General features: G+C 71.0%; 23 protein-coding genes, 1 pseudogene and 1 CRISPR repeat array. Of the genes and pseudogenes, 4 read left to right on the forward strand and 20 right to left on the reverse strand.

Annotated elements, in window-relative coordinates:
* Positions 1–569: AfsR/SARP family transcriptional regulator (locus IEZ12_RS32440; RefSeq protein ID WP_229848444.1), on the forward strand; the 569-nt coding region annotated here is incomplete at its 5' end.
* Between the two features lie 37 nt (positions 570–606).
* Here the strand turns inward: IEZ12_RS32440 and IEZ12_RS40230 are convergent.
* The 3 genes from IEZ12_RS40230 to IEZ12_RS32450 all read right to left on the reverse strand — a co-directional run bounded on the left by IEZ12_RS40230 (position 607) and on the right by IEZ12_RS32450 (position 2,408).
* A complete protein-coding gene (locus tag IEZ12_RS40230; RefSeq protein ID WP_268250289.1) occupies positions 607–735 on the reverse strand; it encodes a hypothetical protein in 129 nt (42 codons plus the stop codon).
* A 658-nt stretch (positions 736–1,393) separates the two neighbouring features.
* Positions 1,394–1,801, reverse strand: coding sequence for a hypothetical protein (locus IEZ12_RS32445; RefSeq protein WP_189277236.1), 408 nt, complete (start codon positions 1,799–1,801; stop codon positions 1,394–1,396).
* Positions 1,802–1,811: 10 nt separating this feature from the next.
* A complete protein-coding gene (locus IEZ12_RS32450; protein WP_189277245.1) occupies positions 1,812–2,408 on the reverse strand; it encodes a helix-turn-helix domain-containing protein in 597 nt (198 codons plus the stop codon).
* Between the two features lie 1,005 nt (positions 2,409–3,413).
* On the opposite strand from IEZ12_RS32450, the pseudogene IEZ12_RS39510 reads away from it, so the two are divergent.
* Positions 3,414–3,766 (forward strand): annotated as a pseudogene (locus IEZ12_RS39510) (transposase family protein); the annotation flags it as partial.
* A 31-nt stretch (positions 3,767–3,797) separates the two neighbouring features.
* Here the strand turns inward: IEZ12_RS39510 and IEZ12_RS32455 are convergent.
* The 4 genes from IEZ12_RS32455 to IEZ12_RS32465 all read right to left on the reverse strand — a co-directional run bounded on the left by IEZ12_RS32455 (position 3,798) and on the right by IEZ12_RS32465 (position 6,088).
* Positions 3,798–4,487: a hypothetical protein gene (locus IEZ12_RS32455; RefSeq protein WP_189277247.1), complete on the reverse strand. Its 690-nt coding sequence runs from the start codon at positions 4,485–4,487 to the stop codon at positions 3,798–3,800.
* Positions 4,488–4,906: 419 nt separating this feature from the next.
* Entirely contained in the window at positions 4,907–5,299 is a 393-nt protein-coding gene (locus IEZ12_RS32460) for a hypothetical protein (RefSeq protein ID WP_189277249.1), read from the reverse strand.
* Positions 5,300–5,317: 18 nt separating this feature from the next.
* Positions 5,318–5,440 carry a hypothetical protein gene (locus IEZ12_RS40235; protein ID WP_268250290.1) on the reverse strand — a complete coding sequence of 41 codons (123 nt, stop codon included), beginning with the start codon at positions 5,438–5,440 and terminating at the stop codon, positions 5,318–5,320.
* An 81-nt stretch (positions 5,441–5,521) separates the two neighbouring features.
* Positions 5,522–6,088, reverse strand: coding sequence for a restriction endonuclease (locus IEZ12_RS32465; RefSeq protein ID WP_229848445.1), 567 nt, complete (start codon positions 6,086–6,088; stop codon positions 5,522–5,524).
* 284 nt (positions 6,089–6,372) lie between these two features.
* Between IEZ12_RS32465 and IEZ12_RS32470 the strand changes: the two genes are divergently transcribed.
* Entirely contained in the window at positions 6,373–6,573 is a 201-nt protein-coding gene (locus IEZ12_RS32470) for a hypothetical protein (RefSeq protein WP_189277251.1), read from the forward strand.
* A 174-nt stretch (positions 6,574–6,747) separates the two neighbouring features.
* Complete coding sequence (locus IEZ12_RS32475) at positions 6,748–7,506, forward strand: hypothetical protein (protein WP_189277254.1); 759 nt, start codon at positions 6,748–6,750, stop codon at positions 7,504–7,506.
* Positions 7,507–7,603: 97 nt separating this feature from the next.
* On the opposite strand, the gene IEZ12_RS32480 is transcribed toward IEZ12_RS32475, so the two are convergent.
* The 13 genes from IEZ12_RS32480 to casA form a co-directional block, all read right to left on the reverse strand.
* Positions 7,604–8,326 carry a hypothetical protein gene (locus IEZ12_RS32480; protein WP_189277256.1) on the reverse strand — a complete coding sequence of 241 codons (723 nt, stop codon included), beginning with the start codon at positions 8,324–8,326 and terminating at the stop codon, positions 7,604–7,606.
* Positions 8,327–8,776: 450 nt separating this feature from the next.
* Entirely contained in the window at positions 8,777–9,769 is a 993-nt protein-coding gene (locus tag IEZ12_RS32485) for a hypothetical protein (RefSeq protein WP_189277258.1), read from the reverse strand.
* A gap of 119 nt (positions 9,770–9,888) precedes the next feature.
* The gene (locus IEZ12_RS32490) at positions 9,889–12,072 is read right to left on the reverse strand and encodes a DUF6571 family protein (protein ID WP_189277260.1); all 2,184 of its coding nucleotides are present in this window, start codon (positions 12,070–12,072) and stop codon (positions 9,889–9,891) included.
* Between the two features lie 3 nt (positions 12,073–12,075).
* Positions 12,076–12,354 (reverse strand): hypothetical protein, encoded by a 279-nt coding sequence (locus IEZ12_RS32495; protein ID WP_189277262.1) that lies wholly within the window; start codon positions 12,352–12,354, stop codon positions 12,076–12,078.
* A gap of 216 nt (positions 12,355–12,570) precedes the next feature.
* Entirely contained in the window at positions 12,571–12,780 is a 210-nt protein-coding gene (locus tag IEZ12_RS32500) for a hypothetical protein (protein ID WP_189277265.1), read from the reverse strand.
* A 64-nt stretch (positions 12,781–12,844) separates the two neighbouring features.
* Entirely contained in the window at positions 12,845–13,234 is a 390-nt protein-coding gene (locus tag IEZ12_RS32505; RefSeq protein WP_189277267.1) for a hypothetical protein, read from the reverse strand.
* Positions 13,235–13,286: 52 nt separating this feature from the next.
* A CRISPR array of direct repeats spans positions 13,287–13,559; the repeat unit is 29 nt; unit sequence GGGGCCATCCCCGCGGGCGCGGGGAGCAG.
* A gap of 99 nt (positions 13,560–13,658) precedes the next feature.
* Positions 13,659–14,006 carry a type I-E CRISPR-associated endoribonuclease Cas2e gene (gene cas2e / locus IEZ12_RS32510; protein WP_189277269.1) on the reverse strand — a complete coding sequence of 116 codons (348 nt, stop codon included), beginning with the start codon at positions 14,004–14,006 and terminating at the stop codon, positions 13,659–13,661.
* Positions 14,003–14,938 (reverse strand): type I-E CRISPR-associated endonuclease Cas1e, encoded by a 936-nt coding sequence (cas1e, locus tag IEZ12_RS32515; RefSeq protein ID WP_189277271.1) that lies wholly within the window; start codon positions 14,936–14,938, stop codon positions 14,003–14,005. Before cas1e ends, cas2e begins: the two co-directional genes overlap by 4 nt.
* A 4-nt stretch (positions 14,939–14,942) precedes the next feature.
* Positions 14,943–15,647, reverse strand: coding sequence for a type I-E CRISPR-associated protein Cas6/Cse3/CasE (gene cas6e / locus IEZ12_RS32520; protein ID WP_189277272.1), 705 nt, complete (start codon positions 15,645–15,647; stop codon positions 14,943–14,945).
* A complete protein-coding gene (cas5e, locus tag IEZ12_RS32525) occupies positions 15,647–16,408 on the reverse strand; it encodes a type I-E CRISPR-associated protein Cas5/CasD (RefSeq protein ID WP_189277274.1) in 762 nt (253 codons plus the stop codon). The genes cas6e and cas5e overlap by 1 nt, the downstream gene beginning before the upstream one ends.
* The gene (gene cas7e, locus IEZ12_RS32530; protein WP_189277275.1) at positions 16,405–17,601 is read right to left on the reverse strand and encodes a type I-E CRISPR-associated protein Cas7/Cse4/CasC; all 1,197 of its coding nucleotides are present in this window, start codon (positions 17,599–17,601) and stop codon (positions 16,405–16,407) included. Before cas7e ends, cas5e begins: the two co-directional genes overlap by 4 nt.
* Positions 17,598–18,272: a type I-E CRISPR-associated protein Cse2/CasB gene (casB, locus tag IEZ12_RS32535; protein ID WP_189277278.1), complete on the reverse strand. Its 675-nt coding sequence runs from the start codon at positions 18,270–18,272 to the stop codon at positions 17,598–17,600. Before casB ends, cas7e begins: the two co-directional genes overlap by 4 nt.
* A complete protein-coding gene (gene casA, locus IEZ12_RS32540) occupies positions 18,269–20,014 on the reverse strand; it encodes a type I-E CRISPR-associated protein Cse1/CasA (protein ID WP_229848446.1) in 1,746 nt (581 codons plus the stop codon). The genes casB and casA overlap by 4 nt, the downstream gene beginning before the upstream one ends.
* Positions 20,015–20,017: the final 3 nt, after the last annotated feature.

Here is a 20,017-nt window from a genome sequence, read left to right on the forward strand (position 1 = left end):
ACTGCGCCCCCTGCCGCGCGGCGGCAAACCTGCGCTCCGCCTTGTGCCAGGGCCGCACGGCCGGGTCGGCGACCGTGATCGACAGCATCGGCCAGCGGCTGCGGCTCTCACCGACGGTCTGCGTCGATCTGCACGAACGGTGGGAATGGGCCCGGCTGATCATCGGCGGCCTGAATGAACTCCCTTACAGCTGCGATGAGTTGATCGACGGTCTGCGCCCGGAACTGCTGCCGGGCTGGCCGGAGGAGTGGCTGACGCTGGACCGCGAACGCTGGGACCTGATGCGGCTGCACGCCCTGGAAAGCCTGGCGCAGCAGTTCCAAGCGGCCCAGTGGTATGTGCCGGCGCTTCAGACCGCCCTCGCGGCCATCGCCATCGACCCGATCCGGGAGACCGCCCACCGCCGGGTCATCGAGATCCACATCGCCGAGGGCAACCCGGCCAGCGCGATCAAACGCTACCGCGACTACCAGGACTTCCTGCGGCGGGAGTTGAACGTGGCACCGTCGTCCCAGATGGACGAACTGGTGGGCGAGTTGACGGGTGTTCACCCCACACCGAGAGCCTGACGTCGCCAGCACCGCCGCCGCGGGCAGGCGTTGGTGGTCAGCGGGCGAGTGTGACGGTCAGTTCGGTGTCGGGGCAGGCTGCGGCGAGGCGGTGGAGGGTGTCGGCCTCGGCCTGGTCGATCGTCAGGCCCAGCGGGCCGTCGATGAGCGGCACGGTGAGTGCCAAGGGCTGGTTTTCCGGATGCTAACTCCGAAAAACCAGCCCTTCGACGGCTATCTCTGCAGGTGGCTTCCGAATCTACTGCTCCCCGATCGGGGACGGCCTTGATGGTGCGTCGGCGTCGGGCCTCGGTGTTGCCGATCTTGCGGGGGCCCGCGGCGCGGGCGTCCGGGGTGATCTGGGGGGCTTCCAGCGCTTCGCCGACCAGACGCCGGATTTCCGGGTTGGACGCGAAGAAGTAGCGGGGGTTGACCCGGTAGTGGGTGGGGTCGGGGTTCTCCACCAGCTGCAGCGTCTCGAGTCGGGAGAGGGCCTCGTAGACGGTGGAGGCGGAGGTGCCGCAGTCGAAGGCGATCTCGTCGACGTCCGCACTGATCAGGTCGAAGACCGCTCCGTGGCTGACGAGCCATTCCAGGGTGCTGCGCTGGCCTGCGGAGAGGTTGAGGGTGTACACGGGCGGCATGCCGAGGCTGTCCGGGTCGAACCCGCCATGGCTTTGGTGGCGGCAATCATCGGCCGGCCTGCTCAGCGTGTGCCCGCCCCTGAACCTGCTGGCGGATCAGAGACCTGGGCAGAACTCCGCCTTCGGCGAAGCCAGTGACCGAACCCCATGCCCAAGTCAGGCCCGCCTGCGCGTGGGCGCCCAGGCGGGTCGTTGGGTGAGTCAGACGGCGACGAGGTTGGGTCGCCCGGTGGGGCGGGGCGGCTGCTTCCGGTAGAGCGGGGCCGCGATGTCCGGCAGGCGGCCTTCGCGGACATCGAGTGCGGCTTCGCGGAGCGCGGCTTCCATCTGGGGTTGGGAGCTGTACTTGGCGATGAACGGGTGGAGCCGGTAGTTGTGGCCGCGGCCGTCGCCGCTGCGGATGACGAGGTGCCGGTCGACGAGGCACTTCATTCCGCGGCTGACGGCGGATTCGGCGAGGCCGAGCCGTTCGGCCATCTCGACCTGGCTGTGGCGGACTTCGCCGCCGGGCTGCTGCAGTTCGGACATGATGCCGAGCACGGCAATCGCGGACGGCGTCAGCTTCAGGCGGGGGATCATGCCGAGCACGCCGGAGGGGGTGATCTCCATGGGGTCCTCCTCAGCTCTCGCGGGCGAAGTCATCGGGCCCGATCGTATCGGGGAACTCAGAGGCGAGCTTCTCTGCCCGGACCAGGGCTAGGACGCCGTTCTGCTCGTCACCGTTACCGCGGAAGCACAGGCGGGGGTTGACGTCGTACTGGCCGCGCTTCTTGTGCCGGCGGATGTAGTTGAGCTCGCAGAGCCTGCCGATGGCGGAGTTGACGCTGCTGCGGGCGACGCCGAGCTCGTTGGCCATCTCGACCTGGGTCTGGTTGATCTGTCCGCGGTTCTGCGAGCCCATCATGTGCAGCAGGACCGCGACTTCGACCGGGCTGAGGCGGTGCGCGACGATGCACCGGGCCAGGACCTTGGCGAGGAACCAGTTGCTGGTAAGCGAGTAGCCCATGGAGCCGGCCATGTCGTGGGCGGCGCGGCGGGGGCGGAACTTGACGGTGACTTCGTCGACGGCCGGGCCGGCGGGTTGCGCGGCGATGTCCATCGCGAGCTGTTCGCCGAAGCGGTCGAGCAGGCTGACGAGCTCGGGCTCGGCTGCGGATCGGACCGGCCGGGGCTTGGGTGCTGCGCCGGCAGGACCGGTCCGTCGTTCTGCTCGCACGGTGCCTCCTGAGACGGATTGGTCGTCATGACACTAGCGGAACTTGCGGATGGCTCGAAGTTTCGATGCGGCGAGTCGCAACTCTTGTCCACGGGAGGCGACACCGGGCGGCCGCAGAGCAGTACCGGCGGGCGGGAGCACATCAGCGAATCTTGCAGATATCTTCAAGTTTCTTCTTGCAGGCTCGGGCAGGGTCCCGAGGGGCCCCGCTCCGACTCGAAGTTAGCGTCCACCGCAAGAAGACTTGCGGCCTGTCGCAAGTTTTAGTCGTGAGGTGAGGACACTTGGGCTGGAAGTGTCCTGAGCCCGGGACACTTCCCCGTCGGCTGCATCGGCGACTGCACGGAGGCGAACTGTGGAAAACTTTCAGCGATCCGCAACTCTTCCTGCTCACTGTCCCCGCCCACGGGGCACTTCGACCTCTTCAATGTCCGCTAGGACCAGACATTGCGCTTTACAAACCAGCAGGTCAGAAGCCATTTGCCGCCTGCGGCCTCTTACTAAAGACGCCAGCCCCCCTTCCTTCCCTCGCCGACTGCGGGTGTCACCTCAGCTGTTGAGGCCGACTGCGTATCGCTGTTCACCGGCACACGCCCTCAGCGACCCGCGCAGGTCCGGAACTTGATCTCGAACCTCTCCTGGCGGACATCAACCACAGCACGGACGCATGGACAGTCCTGCACCTGACTGAGGGCATCGCCATCAGTCTTCAGGTGGCGACCTGGGTACCACCCTGTTCCTGGGCAGTAGGGCTCGCCCGAAGTTCGCAGATGCCGCCTTCGACGGCGAAGTCTTGGCACTGCCAGTGGTACGGTCCGCAGTTCGGCAGCGCCAGCAGCAGCGGAGGGGCCGTCCCGGGACCCCGCTGCCCGTACGGCGAGATCCAAGAGCCATCCCATCTACCTTCGTCCCAAGATCCCGAACACCCGGAGAAGGATGCAGCAGACGTTCTTCGTCAGGAACCACGGCCCTTCGGGGCCGGGGAAGCAGTATGAGTCCTACGGGATCCGGGTCCCGCACGCGGTGACGGGTCGCCCGTGGCACGGCACCCGGTCGCATGCTCGGCGACAAAGCCTAATCAAGCAGGGCGATCCGCGGCCTGCTTCGGCGTTCAGGTATCACCGCCGTGGTCCCCGAGCGTCGCGACCAGGCCGCCAACCGCAAACGGCGCGGAGCCGCCGGTGGCCAGCCACCCACGCTTCGACCGCATCGCCTACCGTGACCGCAACGTGGTCGGACGCTGTTTCCCGAGCCTCAAGTAGTTCCGTGCCGTCGCCACCCGATTCAACAGACTCTCCGTCCGCTACCGAGTCGACCTCGTCCTGGCCTCATTGATCCTCTGGTTCCGAGAACCCGCCGGGCAGTCAACGGCTGCTCTGCAGCCCTGCATCAGAACGGTGCCGGGTCCGGATACTGGGGGTGCCGGTCCACCCCCTTCATCAGGGAGAGTGTCCGTTCGTGTGTGTCGCCGACCCGATCGATCGCCCGCAGCCGGACGAAGACGTTCTCCACCTCGCCCAGGCTCTTCTCGTTGAACCAACCGATGAACATCAGGCCCTGGCCCGGAATCGGTCGGCCTCGCGCGATGAAGTCCAGGGTGAAGTCCTCCCGGCGCACCAGGCCTCTGGTTTCGATCGCGGACGAGGCCTCGTCGGACGTCCCCCAGTCTGTGAAGTCCACGGCACCGGCCCTGCGGGCGTCCTCAGTGAATGTCACCCAGTAGTCCATCTCGGTCACCGTTGCCATGTCCTGCGCGCCGTTGAACGCATGCACGGCCCAGACCAGTTGGCCCGCAGGGCCGATGCCGTCGACGATCCGAGCGAAGTACCCGATCGCCGGACGGACGGCCCGCGCGTACTGAGCCCGGGCGAGCCACGCACCGGAAGCCGCAAGCACAGCCGCCGTGGCGCTCTGGATGTCGAACAAGTCAATGTTCCAGGGCCAGTTCTCCAACGAGTCGCCGTGCAGGTTCTGCCGGATCACGGTGTGCAGCAGGAGCAGCCAACTTGCCGCGACCACTCCGATCAGCAGCCGAGAGAACACTCCGCTCCGCTGCACCACTCTCTGTTCGGTCTCCATGTCGCCCCCCTGGTGGCCCGTCGGGCCGGAGTCGCAGGGTAGAGCAACAGCACACCTGCCAGAAGAGGGCTTGCCACCCCAGGAACCGGTTCCGGCCAGTCGGCGACGGCCCGCGAAGACTCCTCGGCGCAGATTTCCGCCTTCAATCGGCTCCGATAAACCACCAAGTGATTATTCGTCAGCCAAGGTCCAGTCCAGACCGGCACGGAGTTCCAGGCCACCACAGCAGGACACGTAAGGACTGCCAAGGAAGACCCAGGACAGGTGGCACGTCCCCTGGGAGCCAATGAACGTCTTCGGGCCATGATGCCTGGCCTGGACGAGACGAGAATCCGCTGCCCGGCCGGTGTGGTGGCCGGGACGTCGCCGGCATCGCTGACGAGGCAGCCTCCCACCTCCGTCGCACCGCCAACGGGACGTCAGTGGTCGTTGGCCAGGCCGTCGAGGAGGTCCGCGATTTGCTGGACGGTCACTGCGGCCGGGATCGGGCGGATCTCGTCCGGGTTGGATTCGACCATGGCGACGGCGTGCGCACCCGGCGGGAGCAGGCCGAGGAACCATGCGATGGTGCCGGCCCAGGCCTCGGGCTCGGCGTCGCGGAGGATCAGGTGGCGGTGGTCGAAGTAGCTGCCGTGCCGGGGCTCGCCGTCGACGTCGATCTCGAAGTCGATGTAGGCGCTGCGGCTCACCGGCGCGTACTTGTGCCAGACCTGCACGCCGGGGAAGCGCGTCTCCAGGCGTTGCTCGACCTGCCGGCCTCTCAGCGGCCACGTGGTGCCCTCGGGGGCGGCGACGAAGATCGTGTGCATCATGGTGGGCCTCCGTCAAGGTCAGGGGACGACGCGGACGTTGCTCTTCACGTGGTTCGCGGCGAGCAGGTACTGCCAGTACCGGCCAGCAAGGAGAGTCGAGCGGATCGGCCGGCCGTAGAACGTCGCCGCGGTGAGACTCACAAGCTGGCCAAGGTCTTCCCGCGCCCAGCGTCCGGCGCCACCCGGGCAGCTCCGGCCGCCTCCCGCCGTACTGAATGCGGGTCAACTCCAAGGCGGCCGAGCGGTTCCCTCTGCCCACAGGGCCAGCGCCCGGCGGTCGACGGCACGGATCCCGACCTGGGCGCAGAACGCGGCCGCGGCCCTGGTGAAGGTGCTGGTCGTGACGACCAGCGCGAGGTCGCAGCGGTGGACGTCGCGGTAGGTGCCGTTGACCTTCTGCACGTCCTGGGAGCCCACCAGCGTCTTCGGGCCGTACCGCTTGGCCTGGATCAGGATCCGCTGCCCGGCCGGCGTGGTGGCCAGGACGTCCGCAGCGAGGTCACCGGCGCCGCCGACGACCGTGACCTTCGTGCAGCCGTCGCGCCGGCACAGCACCGCCAGCGCGTGCTCGAATTCCTTCGGGCCCATCGCGAGGAACGCCCCGAGGTGTCGCAGCTGCGCGACCTGGCCCTCGTGTTCCCGCCGCGACGCCGCCACCCGGCCGCGCACCACTACCAGCACGACCGCCAAGGCGACGACCAGCAGGCCCAGCAGCAGCACCAGGTGGTGCAGGAGCCAGCCGACCAGGAGCACAGCCAGGATCACGGCGCCGGCGGCGAGGGTGAACACGACGATGCCGTGATCACGGGCCTGCGCGCGGCGCTTGGCGCTGCGGCGTCGCCGAACGGGCCTGCGGGCTACGGCGCTCCCCTCCTCCGGGCCGGAATCCTGGCCGAGAGCGTAGGAGGCGGCGGCCGCTCGTCGCAGGCGGTCGGGTCCAACCGGCCGGATCGCGGCGGTCGGTGGCCGAACGGGCCGTGTTGCCCAAGGCCGAACTTCCCGATCACGCCCCACGACCGCCACACTTCTGGCACTCTCACCCAGAGCATCCGAAGCATCACTTGAGGTAGGCAATGCAGTTCACCTTCAGCGCGATCGCGCTCCTCGGCGTCATCATCGTGCTACGCCTGCGCAGGCCGACCCAGCCGCGCACCCGCTTCGACGAGAAGCTGAGCGCGGTGTGCTGCGTGGTCTTCGGCGTCCTGATCGCCGCCACCCCGGCCGGCCAGGCCATCCTGGACTTCGTGGCCTCCCTCACCCAGAACATCCACTGACCGCGACCCTCGTTTCCGGCCCTTCCGCCCCGGAACAGCGGCAGCCGGCGGGTTCTCCTCAACGGCATCGTCGCGTCCTTCGCCGTCGCCACCCACTGATCCCGCGTCCGACAGCAGACCGCGGACACCACCGCCGCGACCGGAGCGCACCCGCACACACCCAGAGGAGAAGCCATGGCGGAAACCGTGTGGACCACACTGTTCTGGTCAGGCCTGCCAGTCCTGGCCGTCCTGGTCGCCGCAGCCCGACGGAGGAACCGCTACCCCGGTACCTGGCGGCACGCCTTCGACCCCCGCTACAGCCAGGAGCGACAGAAGTTGAGCACGGCCCGGGAGAACCTGTACCGGGCCGAGCACAACCTGGCGGCCCAGCAGGAGCACGCCCGCTCGGCCGCAGCCGACGCCGCACGCGAGCATCAGGCCCGAGTGAGGAAAGCCGAGCTCCGCCTGGCCGCACTGCGCGACCCCGACTTCAACGGAGCGCTGCTCCACTCCCTCGGGGACCGCCTGGACCTGTACGAGCGCGCCCTTCGGGTCGGCACCGAAACCACCCACCCGCTCCTCGGGCTCACGATCGACGACCAGTACTCCCCCACGGAGGCCTACATCTATCTGACCCCGCACGACGGCCGACGCGAGCTGCTCACCCTCGCGCTGGAGAACACCCCGGAGGCGGACGTTCGGGCCTTCGTCGTCCAGGTTCACAACGCCATCGCCAACGTCGGCGCCGCGAGTCAGCGGCTCCGGGCCCTCATTCCCAAGGCCAAGGCGGACCTGGAGCGCGTCACCGCCGACACCGGCGACCGCCGCCGGGCCGAGCAGAAGGCACAGCAGGTCACCGCCCAGTTGAACCTTCGCGTCCTCCAGGCCCGACGGGAAGTGGATGCTGCCTGCGGCCGTTGGCAGCAGCTGACCGGCGAACGACCCGGATAAGAGCGCTCTGCCGTCGCGGTCGGGCGGGATTCGCTGAAGGGCCGGTGCGCGCTGCCAGTCGGCCTCGCGGCGCACGCGCAGCCAGGCCGAAAGGCTGTCAGTAGCGGTCGTGGAGTTCCTCCAGCGCCGCCCTCTCACGGTAGTCCTGGTACGGGGCGTGGCCGGTGAGGCCGACGGCGAGGTCCTCGCCGACGGATTCGATCAGTGCCCGTTCCGGATGGACCCAGCTCTTGAACCGGCCACCGATCGCGCTCTCCACTGCTCGTGCGGCTTCGGCTCGGTCCATGCCGGTGCTGGTGAGAAACCAGCCCAGGACGACCGAGGCCTGCCCGTACCAGCCGCCCTCCGCGCCCGAGTCCAGGGTGTGGGTCACGAGCCGGACGCAGGCCCTCTCCAGATGCCAGCTGCGGTCTTCGGGCGAGGCGTTCGGCGGCGGCGCCAGTTCGGCGAAACGCTGGGCCGTTCGCTCCAACCACCCCCGCCACTCCAGCAGCGCGGACACGACTCGTTCTGCGGTCTCGTCGGGGGTCGTCACCGAGCTCGGCCCGCTGACCCAGTTGCCGATGGGCCCGCCGTCGCGATAGCACCAGCTCCATCCCCAGGCCCAGGTGCCGTACCGCTCCCGAAGGACCGCGTCCACCTGGCTCTCGCACCATCGTTCGCCCTGCCACCAGCCGGCCATCTCGGAGAGCACGGGCGGCACCCACTCGCGGACCAGCGAGCGGAGGCGTTCCTCTTCGCCCTCGTCCCAGGCGAACGAGTGGCGGGCCGGGTCGAACTCATCCCAGTTCCGAATGCCCTCGTAGGTGACGCGGGGCACACGGTTCTCGGGGAAGGGCAGGGTGTCACGGTTGTACGTCAGCGCTGGGCCACTCTTCCTGTCCGATGCGGTCGGCCCTTCAGTTTTCGCTCAATGCCCCTGGGGTCGCGAACGGTTTTTCGGGCCGCACTCCGTGTGGTCTTCCGCGCGGTGCGATCAACACGGCCGGCTCGGCTGCCTCCCCGTGGGTGGCCCGCCGGCACTTCGGCCCGCGGGTCACCCCGCCGGTCCCCGTTGCTGGCGAACTCGTCCCGGCGGCGAAGCGCCCGGTGCAGGTGCTCCAGCACGCAGAACGAGCACGCCGTCTCCGCCCCGGTCGCGGCGCTCGCCGTGTACATCGATGTCACCGGCGGTCTGCACGACCTGCTCACCACCGGCGTGCAGACCTGCGCCGTCGCCGCGGCGGGAACGGCGGGCCCTCGACACAGCGGGTGCCGGGGTGGCGGGCCGTCAGGGCAGGGCCGGTGCCGAGCAGCCGTGGCGCTCGGCGGAGTGCCGGGCGAATGCGGCGAGGGCGTCCCGCGCCGCGGCGTTCATTGGTTCGAGGCGGTTCCCCAGGTACACGGCCGTGCCGCCGGGGCACTTCGCGGTCGCCCAGCTGAGGCTTCCGTCGACGCCCGGTTCGGTCGATCCCCGGTCCAGGCCGACGCCGTCCTTGGCCTGGTCGGCGAAGGGAGGGTAGTAGGCGGAAAGCCTCAGGCCGACGGTCTTGGGGTCGTCGGGCATCAGGACGGCACAGTCCTCGATCGGCGCGGTGCCGTCGGCCGGGCTCTCGCGCACCTGCCCGGCGATCCCGGCGCAGGTGCCGGTCGCCTTCCCGAGCTGGGCGGTCACGATGTCCGCCCGGCCCGGCACCTGCTCGACCTTCCCGCCGAGCGGGGCGCCGCAGCTCCAGATGTCGTTGGCCCGCTGCGCGGTCCGGGCGCCGATCCGGCCCAGCCGGGCGCGTTGCTCGGCCGACGCGAGGTCGTCCTTCGGCCCGTCGGGATCCCGTGTCGGGTCGGCGGTCAGGCTGACGATCAGCTGCCGGCCGGCCTGCTTCCCGGTGCAGGACAACGCCAGCACCAGGTCTGCCCGGTCGTCGCCGGCGGCCGACATCACTCCCGCCCACCCCGCACCTACCGGTACCACCGGCACGCCCTCGGCCCGGACCGCGCGGGTGCGCCGGAGCTTGAACATGGCGTCGTACGCCCGCGGCACGTCCCAGGCGACGTCGACCGAGAGCGTCCCCGACCGGTCCGGCGCCGTCAGCCCGCAGTTGGCGAGCCACCCTTCCGGGGAGACCTCGTGGCCGCGCAGCCGCCCTGCCCCGCCGAGCAGGTCCTTCACTTCGGCGGTGTCCACCGCTCCCCCGCACAGCCCTTGCAGCGAACGCCCGTCCTGCCACCGGTCGTACCCGCCGCCGAAGTACCACCCGGTCGGCGCCCCCGCCACGAGCAGCACCGCCCCGAGCCAGGCCCACCGCCGCCGGTTCCCCCCTACCTGCCGCACCGCCGGCCGGCCCGGCGGCATCGGCGGGACAGCCGGCCTCGGCGGGACCGGCACGCTGAACTGGTCCGGCGTCATGAGTGGCCCCTCAGTGCCTCGATGGCGGAGTTGTAGGAAGTGCCGCGGGTGTTCTCGGCCTCGCGCTGCAGCACGTTGACGGACGACCCGTCCGCCGCATCGCCACGCTGCCTGGCCCACTCGCCGATCTGGAACTTGAGCTGGCCCTTCGCCTCCAGGTCCTGACGGCCCACCTCGGCCAGCGCCTTGTTGTCGTTCGCCTTCTTGCTGTCGTTCACGACCGAGGTCAGCCAGGTGTCCGTCAGCGGGTCGATGACGTCCTTGGCCGGCCCGGCCGGGATGTCGGCTACCGCCACGACGCTCTGCACCACCTTGGCGTTCCACTCGACGGCGTCGTTGTCGTCGTCGCGCTTGTCGTACCGGATGTCGTCCCGGATCGCGTCGTACACCGAAAGGGCCGCGGCGCTCTGCTGGATCTGATCGCGCTGCTGGGTCTCGCTCGCACCCGGCGGGATGTCCTGCAGCACCTCCGACACCTTGCGGGTCTCCGCGGTGTGCAGCACGGCGTACGCGTCGGGGTCCTCCGCCGCGCCGCGCATCACCCGGATCAGGGTGCCCTGGTTGACCGCGATGTGCGAGGAGCCGTCCGGCGTGGCGTACACGGACCCGTTCGTCGCCCCGCCGGGCTGCCTGTCGTCGACGCCGCCGAGCGCGGCGTGGGTGTCGTCCACATAGTCCGCGAGCACGTTGGCGATTGGGCCTTCGAGGCCGCCGGGAAGCTTCTCCTCGCCGGCCTCGGGATCGATCGCGATCAGGGTCGCCTGGGCCACCCGCGCCTGGGCCTCGGTGTGCCGGCGGTCGCCGTCGGCCTGGCCGGCCGGATCGCCGGTGGCGGCCGCCTCGAGGGCGGGCCCGAGCGGGCCGGACGTCGCGTGGAACGTCCCGTTCCCCGCGTCGAGGGGCCACTCGCGGTCCTTGAGGAGGTACTTGAGGTGGTCGTTGGCGCCACCCGGGCCGGGGTCGAGGAACGCGGTCGCCGCGTCCGGGTTGTTGCCGAGGGCGACGGCGAACCCCGCCATCGGGTCGGCGGTGGTGCCGCGCTCCGCGAGGTGGTCCCAGTTCGCCGCGCCGCCGTCGAGCTGCCACACGTACCCGGTGGTGGCGCCCTTGCCCGCGCTCCGCTCGGTGTCGACCAGCGCCGTGCCGAACTCGTTGAGGAAACCGCTGTCATACACGCCGGTGCGCATCAGACTGCCCATCAGCTGGAACCCGTTCGGGTCGTAGCCGCCGCCAGCCATCCGTTCGGGGCCAAGCCCGATCATCTCCTTCTTCCAGTCGCCCATCGCCTGACTGCCGCTCTGGGTGGCCGTGCCCAGGGTCTCGCCCAGGGAGGCCTGGAGCTTCGCCATCGTCTCCGCCCGCCCCGGCACCTGGGCGCCGAACGGGCCGCCGAACGGATCGCCGTACTGGCCGGGATCGTTGACGCTCCGCCAGAACTCCATGGTGCCGCGCGCGCCCAAGCCGGTGGCGAACGCCTCCGCGAACGCCTGGTCGCCCTTGCGCGCCTCCAACAGGGCGTTGAGCCTGGCAAGTTCGGCCGGTGACAGCTTCCCGCCCTTGCGGGCCAGGTCGAGCGCCTCCGCGAGATCACGCTCGGCGGCCCTGGCCTGGTCGAGATCGTTGAACCCGTCGGCGTTGAAACCCTCATCCCGCGCCCCGTTCGGGTCCTGCGCGAGCGCCCAGGCCGTGGCCCGGTCCGCCTGGGTGGCCTGCGCCAACACCGCGTTGACCTTCGCGGTCATCAGCATGACGGCCTGCTGGCGAGCCAGCACGCCGGCCAGATCACCGTCCGACTGCTGCTGCGCCGCGTCGGGTTCGGGCCGCACGTCGACGACCTCGCCGGCGGCCGTGATCCGCAGCTGCTCGGCGGGGGCCTCCTCCTCGACCAGCTGCCGCAGCCGGTTCTGCGCATCGCGGAACTCGCCCGCCGCATCGTTCAGCAGCGCGGCAAGGTCCGCCGCTTCCTCGGCCGCGGCGTTCAGCTGGTCGGCGGCCCGGCCCACCCGGGCCTGCGCCTGGGCGGCGGTGCTGCCCTCCCAGCCGGCCGCCATCCGGTTCACCACCTGCTGCACCAGCTGGTCGTGCAGTCCGAGATAGCGGTTGCGCAGCGCGCCCCACGCCTCGGCCGCACCGGTCACCCGGTCGAGCTTGGCCTCCATCACGGCCTCGAAGGTGAGCATCCGTCACCACCCCCCGCGCACGGCGGCGACATGGTTCTGCGCGGAAATCTCGGCGGCGCTGTAGTTGTCGGCGGTGCGCTCCAGCCGGTCGGCGACATCGGCGAGCAGGTTGCCGAGGATGCTCTCCTGGTCGTCCCACCGGATCGAGCGCTCCCGCAGAGCTGGGCCGCTGAGCCAGCCCGACAGCGCCACGTACGCGTCGGTGGTCTCCCCGTCGACGGTCGAACCCGCCGCGCGGAAGGACGTCCCGATCTCCCGGACGGACGCGGCCCACGAACGCATCTCGCCCGGAGACACCCTGAGTACGCCCGACGGAAGATCCGGTGTGCGCGCGCCGCCGGATCCGCTGGCCCCAGTCCGGGCAGCGGCCGTTGATTCCCCCATGTTCCCCCCATGAGTGTCACTGCGAGTCGCCGTTCCGATCTCCCCCGTGACGACTCGGTCAGTACCCTACCAATTCCCGGTCAAGAGATCGACAACAAGTGACCAAGCATCAACTCAGCGCTCCGCAGCCTGAATCAACCCCGACGCCAAGCCGGCCACGACGACAGAGGCACGGAAGCCGACGCCGAGCCTGCCGCAGAAGCACACCAGGCGGGCTTCCACCACCGCCTCGCCCATGACCAGGCGCTCGGAGACCCCCCGACCGGCGAGGACCCCAGCAAGGGGCTGGAGGACTTCGGTGACGGCCGCACCCGGCACCACCACGACCACAGAATCCTGGCCGCGGACCGCCACAGCCAGCCCCGCCGCGGCACGTCGCCGCTGCTCTCTACCGGCCTCGGAGACCCGCCTTCGCGCCGGCGAGGAGACCGCGCCTGGACAACCACGAAGGCGCGGTGCACGCCCTGACCTGGCTGCGCCCGGCGCCGATCGCGCCGAGCAGGCTCGCGACGCCGTCGATGTCGCCGGCCCTGAACGGCCCGCCGTCGCCATCCAGCCCGGGCGGCAGCAGCGGCAGGACCTCGTCCGGGTCGGCACCGACCGCGCAGAGCGCGGTGACCGCGGCGAGCGCCGTCTCAGCGTCCCCCAGCCCGCCGGGGGACGCCAGCGCACGAATCGCCGACCGGGCAGACGCCGCCGCCGACCCGAACTGCCGCAGCGCCCGCAGCGCGAAGCGGACGATCGACCACTGTCCGCCCCGCACCGCGCGGTCGAGCACCTCCTCGACTGTACCCAGCCCCGCATGGCCGCCCGCCGCTGGCTCGGCCCCGGGGCAGACCCCCGCGGGCGCGGGGAGCAGTCGTAGGCGGTGCGGACGGGGTCGGTCATGGTGGGGCCATCCCCGCGGGCGCGGGGAGCAGGGCGTGCCGGACCAGCGCCCACAGCACGGCGGGGGGCCATCCCCGCGGGCGCGGGGAGCAGCTTCCCTTGGACCATCGGGATGGGGCGTCAAGGGGGCCATCCCCGCGGGCGCGGGGAGCAGAGCGCCGAGGAGAAGGCCGCGGCGAAGGCCCGGGGGCCATCCCCGCGGGCGCGGGGAGCAGCTTGATGACCTGCGGGTTTACCTGTCGGTTTGGCGCCGGAATGCAACTTTAATAGATTCGGACATAAAGGCTTTTCTGCCCAAAATGCCCTACTGTGATTCATCGTCCGAAGCGGCGTAGCTTGGACGCAGTGCTCCAGCCTTGCTTAGGGGGACTGGACACCGAGGTTGAGTTGGTGTTCGGCCGGTGGATGAGGGTGAGGCCTTCGTGGTCCACAGGTTTCCAGGCGTGGTCGTGGGTGTGGAAGGTGAAGCCCTGCTCGGTGTTCGAAGTGTGGATCAGGAGAGCCCGGCCTTGGCCCGCGTGCTGCCGGACTTCTGCCCACAGAACGTCCCGTACCCGTGCGGATGGGGAGCCGATGAAAACTCCGGCGGAGATTTCGAGGAGCCAGCGGGTGAGCAAGCCCCGCAGTCCGACGGGACAGTTGGTGAGGACGATGACTGTCACCAGTTGCCCTCTCCGTAGTTGACTCCTGCGGCAACGTGTTGCCCGTGGTCGGACTGGAGGCTGACCGTGTCCTCGTCGTTGGTCGCCGATTCGACAGCCAACAGGCGGCGGATGTCGGCAACGATCCTCTCCTGCAGGCGCAGCTCGTGGATGCGGTCGCGCAGGGCGCGGCGGGTACGAGCGCCGATGTCCTCAGGAGACTCGGCTGCGACATCGAAGGCAACGGGGATTCCGACGTCGGTCTTGTAGAGGTCGGCGATGTCGAGGACGAAGGACAATTCGTGGCCGGAGTGAACAAACCCGAGGGCGGGCGAGCAGCCGAGCGCGGCAATCACAGCGTGCGAGACGCCGTACATGGCTTGAGCGGCCGCCGTGATGGCCTGGTTGGCGGGATCCCCGGAGGAGAAGTCACCAGGGGTGTAGTGGCGTCCTCTCCAGCGGATGCCGGTTCTGGCGGCTTCGGCGCGGTAGCAGTCCCTCATTCGGGTGCCTTCACGGCCGAGCAGTTCCCGCCGCGTGAGGCCCGCTGGGTCCTCGCCGGGGAAGCGCAGCCGGTACATGGCCCGGGCGGTCTCCAGACGGGTACGCGGGTTCGCCCAGCGGGCGGCCTGGGCTTCGGCCAGGGCCGAGGAACGGGACAGGGAACGGCCTGCCGCGTAGTAGCGGACGCCGTGCTCGCCGACCCAGACCACGCCCGCGCCGGTCTCTCCGAGGACACTCATCGCCTGGTGGGTGATGCGGGTGCCGGGCCCCAGGAGGAGTGTGCCGATGGTGGCGGAGGGGATGTGGGTGGTGCCCTCCGCTGTTTCGACGGTGAGCGCGTTGGAGTCGCGGTGGATGGTGCAGCGTTCCAGGTAGAGGAAGGAGAGCCGGTCGGCGGCGCGGGCGAGTTCGCACGGGCCGCCGGCCGGTCGGCGGCTGACAGTGCTCACCGGGTCAGCCGATCGGGGAGAGGGTCATCAGGCCGCAGCCGTAGGCCTTGGCCTTGCCGAGGCCGCCGGTCAGTACGCCGCGCAGGGCGTCGGGGTCGGTGACCTCCAGGCGGCCGTCGAAGGTGACGGCGGTGAGGGTGACCCTGCCGCTGGTACCGCGCTTGGAGAAGGCGAGGTTGCGTTGACCGTGTACGGCGAGCTGGTACTCGTCGCCGTGTTCGGTGTGCCTGCGCTCCTCCGGTTTGGCCGCGATGCGGAACCCACTGGCTTCCTGACGCTGGAACAGCCACTGCATCTGGTGGCGGGCGGTGACGTGGGCGGTGCGCTTGGTCGGTTCTCCGTCCTTCGTGCGGGCGTGGTGGACGGGGTTGGCGGTCAGGCGGAAGTTCCAGCAGGTGCCTTTGTCGAGGCGTTCCAGGAACGGCGTGTAGGCGTAGGTCTGCCAGCCGGCTGTTCCGGTGGCGGCCGCGGCGGGCCAGCCGGCCTGTTCGACGAGGTGGGTGAGGTCGGGCCGGGACGGGCTGACGACGTACAGCTGCACCTCGGCGGAGGCGTTGTGGTCGGTCCGCCACAGGACGCGTGCGCCCGGTGCGGTGGGCAGGAGCTCGGGGAAGGACGACATGACCGCGGCGTGCAGGTTCTGCGGCGAGGACAGCAGCCGCCTGGCGTCCGCACGCGCGGTGTTGAAGCGGAAGCGGGTCAGGTACATCAGGCGATATCCAGGTGTCCGGTCGGGTCGTGGGCGGGCACGGCGGCCGAGGCGGTGCGCGGCCGGCCATGGGGGTTCGGCACGGTCACGGTGCCGGCGTGGACGGTGCGAAGGCCGTGGCGGCGGTGGCGCGGGTCGAAGCTGAGCGGCTGGTCGCGCAGGGTGTCGCCCCGGGCGGGCGTGCCGGGGCCGTCGCCGCCCTGCGGGATTTCGGTCAGGACGGCCAGGTCGACGGCGGGCTGCTGCCGCTGCCGGCGCTGGTACCAGTCGGAGGCCTGCCAGGGCAGGCGGGCCAGGACGGTGTCGAGGTCGCCTTCGTCGTGGACCGACAGGCCGTCAGGAAGGTCCAGGGGCCGGGCCGGCGGGCAGGAGCGGCGTCCGAGGTAGGGCAGGAAGGCGGGGGCCCGCACGGCCTCTGCCAAGCGGGCGATCAGCGGGGCCGAGCCTTCGACGGCGGCGACGAACACGGCGTCGGCGAGGTAGAAGCGCTCGGACAGCGGCATCGACTCGTCGGTGTCGAAGTGCTGGGCGCTCTGGTAGTCGCGCAGGCGGGTGCCGGGCTGGTCGACGCGCACCCCGAAGCGCAGGGCGGCGAGTTCGGCGAGCCGGGCGTCGTCGCCGCGTTCGACGCCGGACGCGGAGGCGAGCATCCCGATCACACCGCTCTTGGTCGGCGCGCTCTCGGTGGTGCGCCTGGCGAACCGCGACGAGGCCCCCCACGACTGCAGGGGGCCGGCCAGCTGCAGGGCCAGCACGCTCATCCGCGCCGCTCCAGGCGTTCGGCCACGGCGGCGCCGACGCCGGCGACCAGGCTGGCCAGGCGGGGGGCCTCGTCGCCGAGGGAGGAGAGCTTGGCGGTGGAGGGGCCCACGCGAAGGATCCAGGTCCGGGCGTCGTCGTCGCCGTAGACCCGTTCGATCTCGGGGACCCAGTCGGCGAGGCGGGCGCACGCCGGCTCCAGGTGGCCGCCGTCGGCGTCGGGGGCGACGGGCTTCTCGAAGGCGGAGACGAAGCTGATCGGCCGGGCGGTGCGCAGGGTGACGACGACGGCGTCGGGGAGGGTGTGGTTGCCGAAGGTGTTGATCTTGCCGGTGGGCAGGGAGGAGACGAAGGCCTCCAGGAACGCTTCGACGGCGCGGCGCACCGGGGTGGCGGGGGCCTCGTTCTCGTCGAGGCCCTTGCCGAGGGTGCGCTCCAGCAGGTCGACGTCGAGGGCCGCGTACCGGTAGAGGGTGGCGGAGTTGAAGTCGACGGTGCCGATCATGCCGGCGCCCGGCTCGGCGTCGCTGTTGCGGTCGTCGACGGCGGTGAAGTAGTCCGACTCGGTCTCGGCGCGGTGCACGCTGATGGCGTGGGCGACCTGGGCGGCGGCGTCGACGTTGATGTCGGTGGAGTCGGCGACCATCCGGCCGAACAGGGCGATGTCGACGGAGTGCCGCCCGTCCGCGATCTTCTTGGCGCGGGCCTTGTTGTCCTTGTCCTTCAGGAACGCCTTGATGTCGCCGGCGCCCTCCACCGCCAGGGCGGCCAGGTTGTCGAGCTGGCGGGAGCTCAGGAACATCAGGTACGACGACTCGGGCGCGGGCTCGGCGTCGCCGTTCTTCTTCGCCTGCTCGACCTTGCGCTTGGGCGGCTCGATCTTGGAGCCGGTCGCGGTCTGCAGCACCTCCGCCGCGAGCGCCAGCGCCTGGACCTCACCAATACCCGGGGTCAGGGCGGTGATGCGCTCGGCGAGGAGTTCCGCCACCCGCTTGGTGCGCACGCCGAGCTCGGCCGGGTCGAGGATGGTGTCGAAGTAGCGGCGGGTGGCGCGCTTCCAGGCCTGGCTGGAGACCCGGGCGCGGGTGGCGCCGCCGTACACGGCGGTCTTCGGCGCGCCGGTGTCGTCGCGGTTCAGGTTGCTCGGCGGGACGCTCTGCAGGGCGTGCACGTCGAGGATGATGCGGCTGGTCACTGGGCGCTGTCCTTCTGCGTGTCGGTGGGGGCGGTGCTGGCGTCGGCGGTCGTGTCGCCGTTCGCCGGGTCGGCGGACTTGGCACGGTGGGTGTGCAGGGAGCGGCCCCAGGAGCGCCGGACGCTGTCCGGGCCCCACGGGGGCTGCTGCCACTGGTAGAGCTGCTCGGCGAGCAGGGCGTAGTCGAGGGCGAGGTCCTCGCGGCGCAGCAGCAGGACGATCTCGCGCAGGCGGGTGGCCAGCACGGGGAGCGTCTGTGCGGTCCCGGCCCTCACGAAGCGCTTGCGGGTCGGCTCGTCCATGTCGCTGCCGGGCATCAGGCGGCGCACGGCGGTGCCGAGTTCGTCGCCGCCGGCCTTGTGCATGCGGGTGCCGCGGGACTGCTGGTGCAGGGAGTACAGGGTGGCGGCCGTGTACAGGGCGGTGTGCGCGGCGTCCTGACGCAGCACCGGATCGTCGTAGAGGGGCTCGGTGTCGAGCAGGCCCCACAGGTCGGGGACGGCGGCGACGTCCTTGCCGGCGCCGCGGCGCAGCCGGGCGAGGGCGGCGACCGCGTCGGGGCGGTCGTCCAGGTAGCCCTTCTGCAGGCGGCCGATCTCGCTGCCGGCCAGGTCGCCGACCGGGCCGAGGGCCCGGCGGCGGTGCGCGGGGGCCGGTGGGGCGGTGGTCATGCGGGCGCCCTTTCAGGGTCGGGTGCGGTGTCGAGGTTTTCGGCTTCCGCTGCCTCCACGTCGGCTTGGCCGGCGGAGTCGGCTTGCGGCGAGGTGGGGCCCGGGCCGCTTCCCTCTGCGGCGGTGTCCGGCACGGCGAGCGACAGGGCGCGCCGGAGCCGGGCACGGAACCACAGGTCGGCGGACGAGGTGTTCAGCCAGGTCTCGCCCTTGTTGCCCGTCACGATCCGGCCCTGCCAGGCGACGTCTCCGGCCTGGGCGACGAGCTCGTCGCCCAGGCGTGCGACTGTCTGCCGCGCCTGGCGCTGCCAGAGGGCCCGCAGCTCGGCAGGGTCGTCGCCGTCACGGATGCCGGCCAGCCACAGCCGGTAGGGGCCGTCGAGGGCTCCGAAGCCGGCGTCCCGGGCGCTCGCCCGCGGTGCGTCGGATTCGCTGCCCGCGGCCCGCGCGAGGTCCGACGCCAGGTCTCCCAGGGCGCGTACGGCCAGGTCCGCGTCGCCGGCCGCGTCCTGCGCGGTCCGGCCCAGGCTCGAGTCGCGCTCGCTGAGCACGATCAGCGCGAACGCCACGGTGTCGGTGGTGATCTCGTCGACGACGGACTGCTGCGTGCCGTAGACGGCGCCGAACGTCCGCAGCCGCATCAGCCGGCCCCGGGGCAGGATCCGCTCCGTCTCCAGCCGGGCCAGCCAGTGGACCAGGCCCGGCCGCAGCTCCGGCGCGGGCTCGCCCGCCGGGCCCTGGTCGGGGGCGGAGGCGGCGATCAGCGGTCCGATGCCGCGCCACGCGGCCCGCGCAGGATCCATCTCCCTGGGCAGGTACACCGGCGACTGGCCGAGCTTCTTCTCCTGCGCGAGGCTGCGACGCCAGCCGGTCATGGGCTCGGCGTCGAACTTGTTCCGCGGGGCGAGGGGGTCGCCGTAGGTGAGGACGACGCCGTTCACGCCCTCGTTGTCGGTGTGCAGGCGGATGCGGCGGGACTGCCAGGTGTAGAGGTCGCGGGGGCCGGCGGGTCGCAAGGCCAGGTCGTCGGCAGCGCCGGGGCCGGCGGGCGGGCGCCGCCAGGCGGGCAGGTCCGGCCGCTTCGTCTTCCACTGGTCGGCGGCGATCAGGTTCAGCAGCAGCGTCTCGCGCAGGGTGTCGCCTTCGGCGAGGACGCCGCCGAGGTTGCCGGCCCATGACGGTCCCTGCGGGTAGGCCTTGCCGGCCTTGGCCCGCGGGTCGCCCTCCACTCCGGTCTTGATGCCCGACGTGTCGTAGGCGTGCGCGTGGACCACCCAGCGGGCCGCTTCGGCGAAGCCGATCCGTTCGACGCCCGGGAAGCGGGCGGTGAAGAACGCGTTGCCGTTGGGCACGTCCGCCACGATCCGGTTCAGCGGGAAGACCTCGTCCTTGCCGGTCCGCAGCCCGGCGCACTGGAAGAACGGCGCGTGCGGGTGCAGCAGGTCGAAGCGGTCCCGGTGCTTGTCCAGGTAGGGCAGGGCCGGGGCCAGGGCGTCCGGGTCCTCCCACAGGTCGGCCCAGTCGTCGCTGTCGCCGGGGCCGTCCAGTGCGTCGTGGAGGATTGCCAGGAGCAGGCGGGTGAGCGCGAAGTCCTGGGTGGGGAGGTCGCCGGCCAGGCGCCTGATCCGGCCCGCCTGCGCGAACGCCTCCCGTAGCGACAGCTCGCTCTCGCGGCCGTCGGTCAGCAGCACGGGAATCCACGGCTGCTCCGTCAGGTCGAACGTCTTTTCCCCATCGGACATTTG

This window comes from Kitasatospora griseola (assembly GCF_014648555.1).
GTDB classification, from domain to species: Bacteria; Actinomycetota; Actinomycetes; order Streptomycetales; family Streptomycetaceae; genus Kitasatospora; species Kitasatospora griseola.

Coding starts and splice junctions, on each gene's coding strand:
- IEZ12_RS32445 (WP_189277236.1), bottom strand. CDS start 1,801: ATGGAGATCACCCCCTCCGGCGTGCTCGGCATGATCCCCCGCCTGAAG.
- IEZ12_RS32455 (WP_189277247.1), bottom strand. CDS start 4,487: ATGGAGACCGAACAGAGAGTGGTGCAGCGGAGCGGAGTGTTCTCTCGG.
- IEZ12_RS32460 (WP_189277249.1), bottom strand. CDS start 5,299: ATGATGCACACGATCTTCGTCGCCGCCCCCGAGGGCACCACGTGGCCG.
- IEZ12_RS32470 (WP_189277251.1), top strand. CDS start 6,373: ATGCAGTTCACCTTCAGCGCGATCGCGCTCCTCGGCGTCATCATCGTG.
- IEZ12_RS32475 (WP_189277254.1), top strand. CDS start 6,748: ATGGCGGAAACCGTGTGGACCACACTGTTCTGGTCAGGCCTGCCAGTC.
- IEZ12_RS32490 (WP_189277260.1), bottom strand. CDS start 12,072: ATGCTCACCTTCGAGGCCGTGATGGAGGCCAAGCTCGACCGGGTGACC.
- IEZ12_RS32495 (WP_189277262.1), bottom strand. CDS start 12,354: ATGCGTTCGTGGGCCGCGTCCGTCCGGGAGATCGGGACGTCCTTCCGC.
- cas6e (WP_189277272.1), bottom strand. CDS start 15,647: ATGTACCTGACCCGCTTCCGCTTCAACACCGCGCGTGCGGACGCCAGG.
- cas5e (WP_189277274.1), bottom strand. CDS start 16,408: ATGAGCGTGCTGGCCCTGCAGCTGGCCGGCCCCCTGCAGTCGTGGGGG.
- casB (WP_189277278.1), bottom strand. CDS start 18,272: ATGACCACCGCCCCACCGGCCCCCGCGCACCGCCGCCGGGCCCTCGGC.
- casA (WP_229848446.1), bottom strand. CDS start 20,014: ATGTCCGATGGGGAAAAGACGTTCGACCTGACGGAGCAGCCGTGGATT.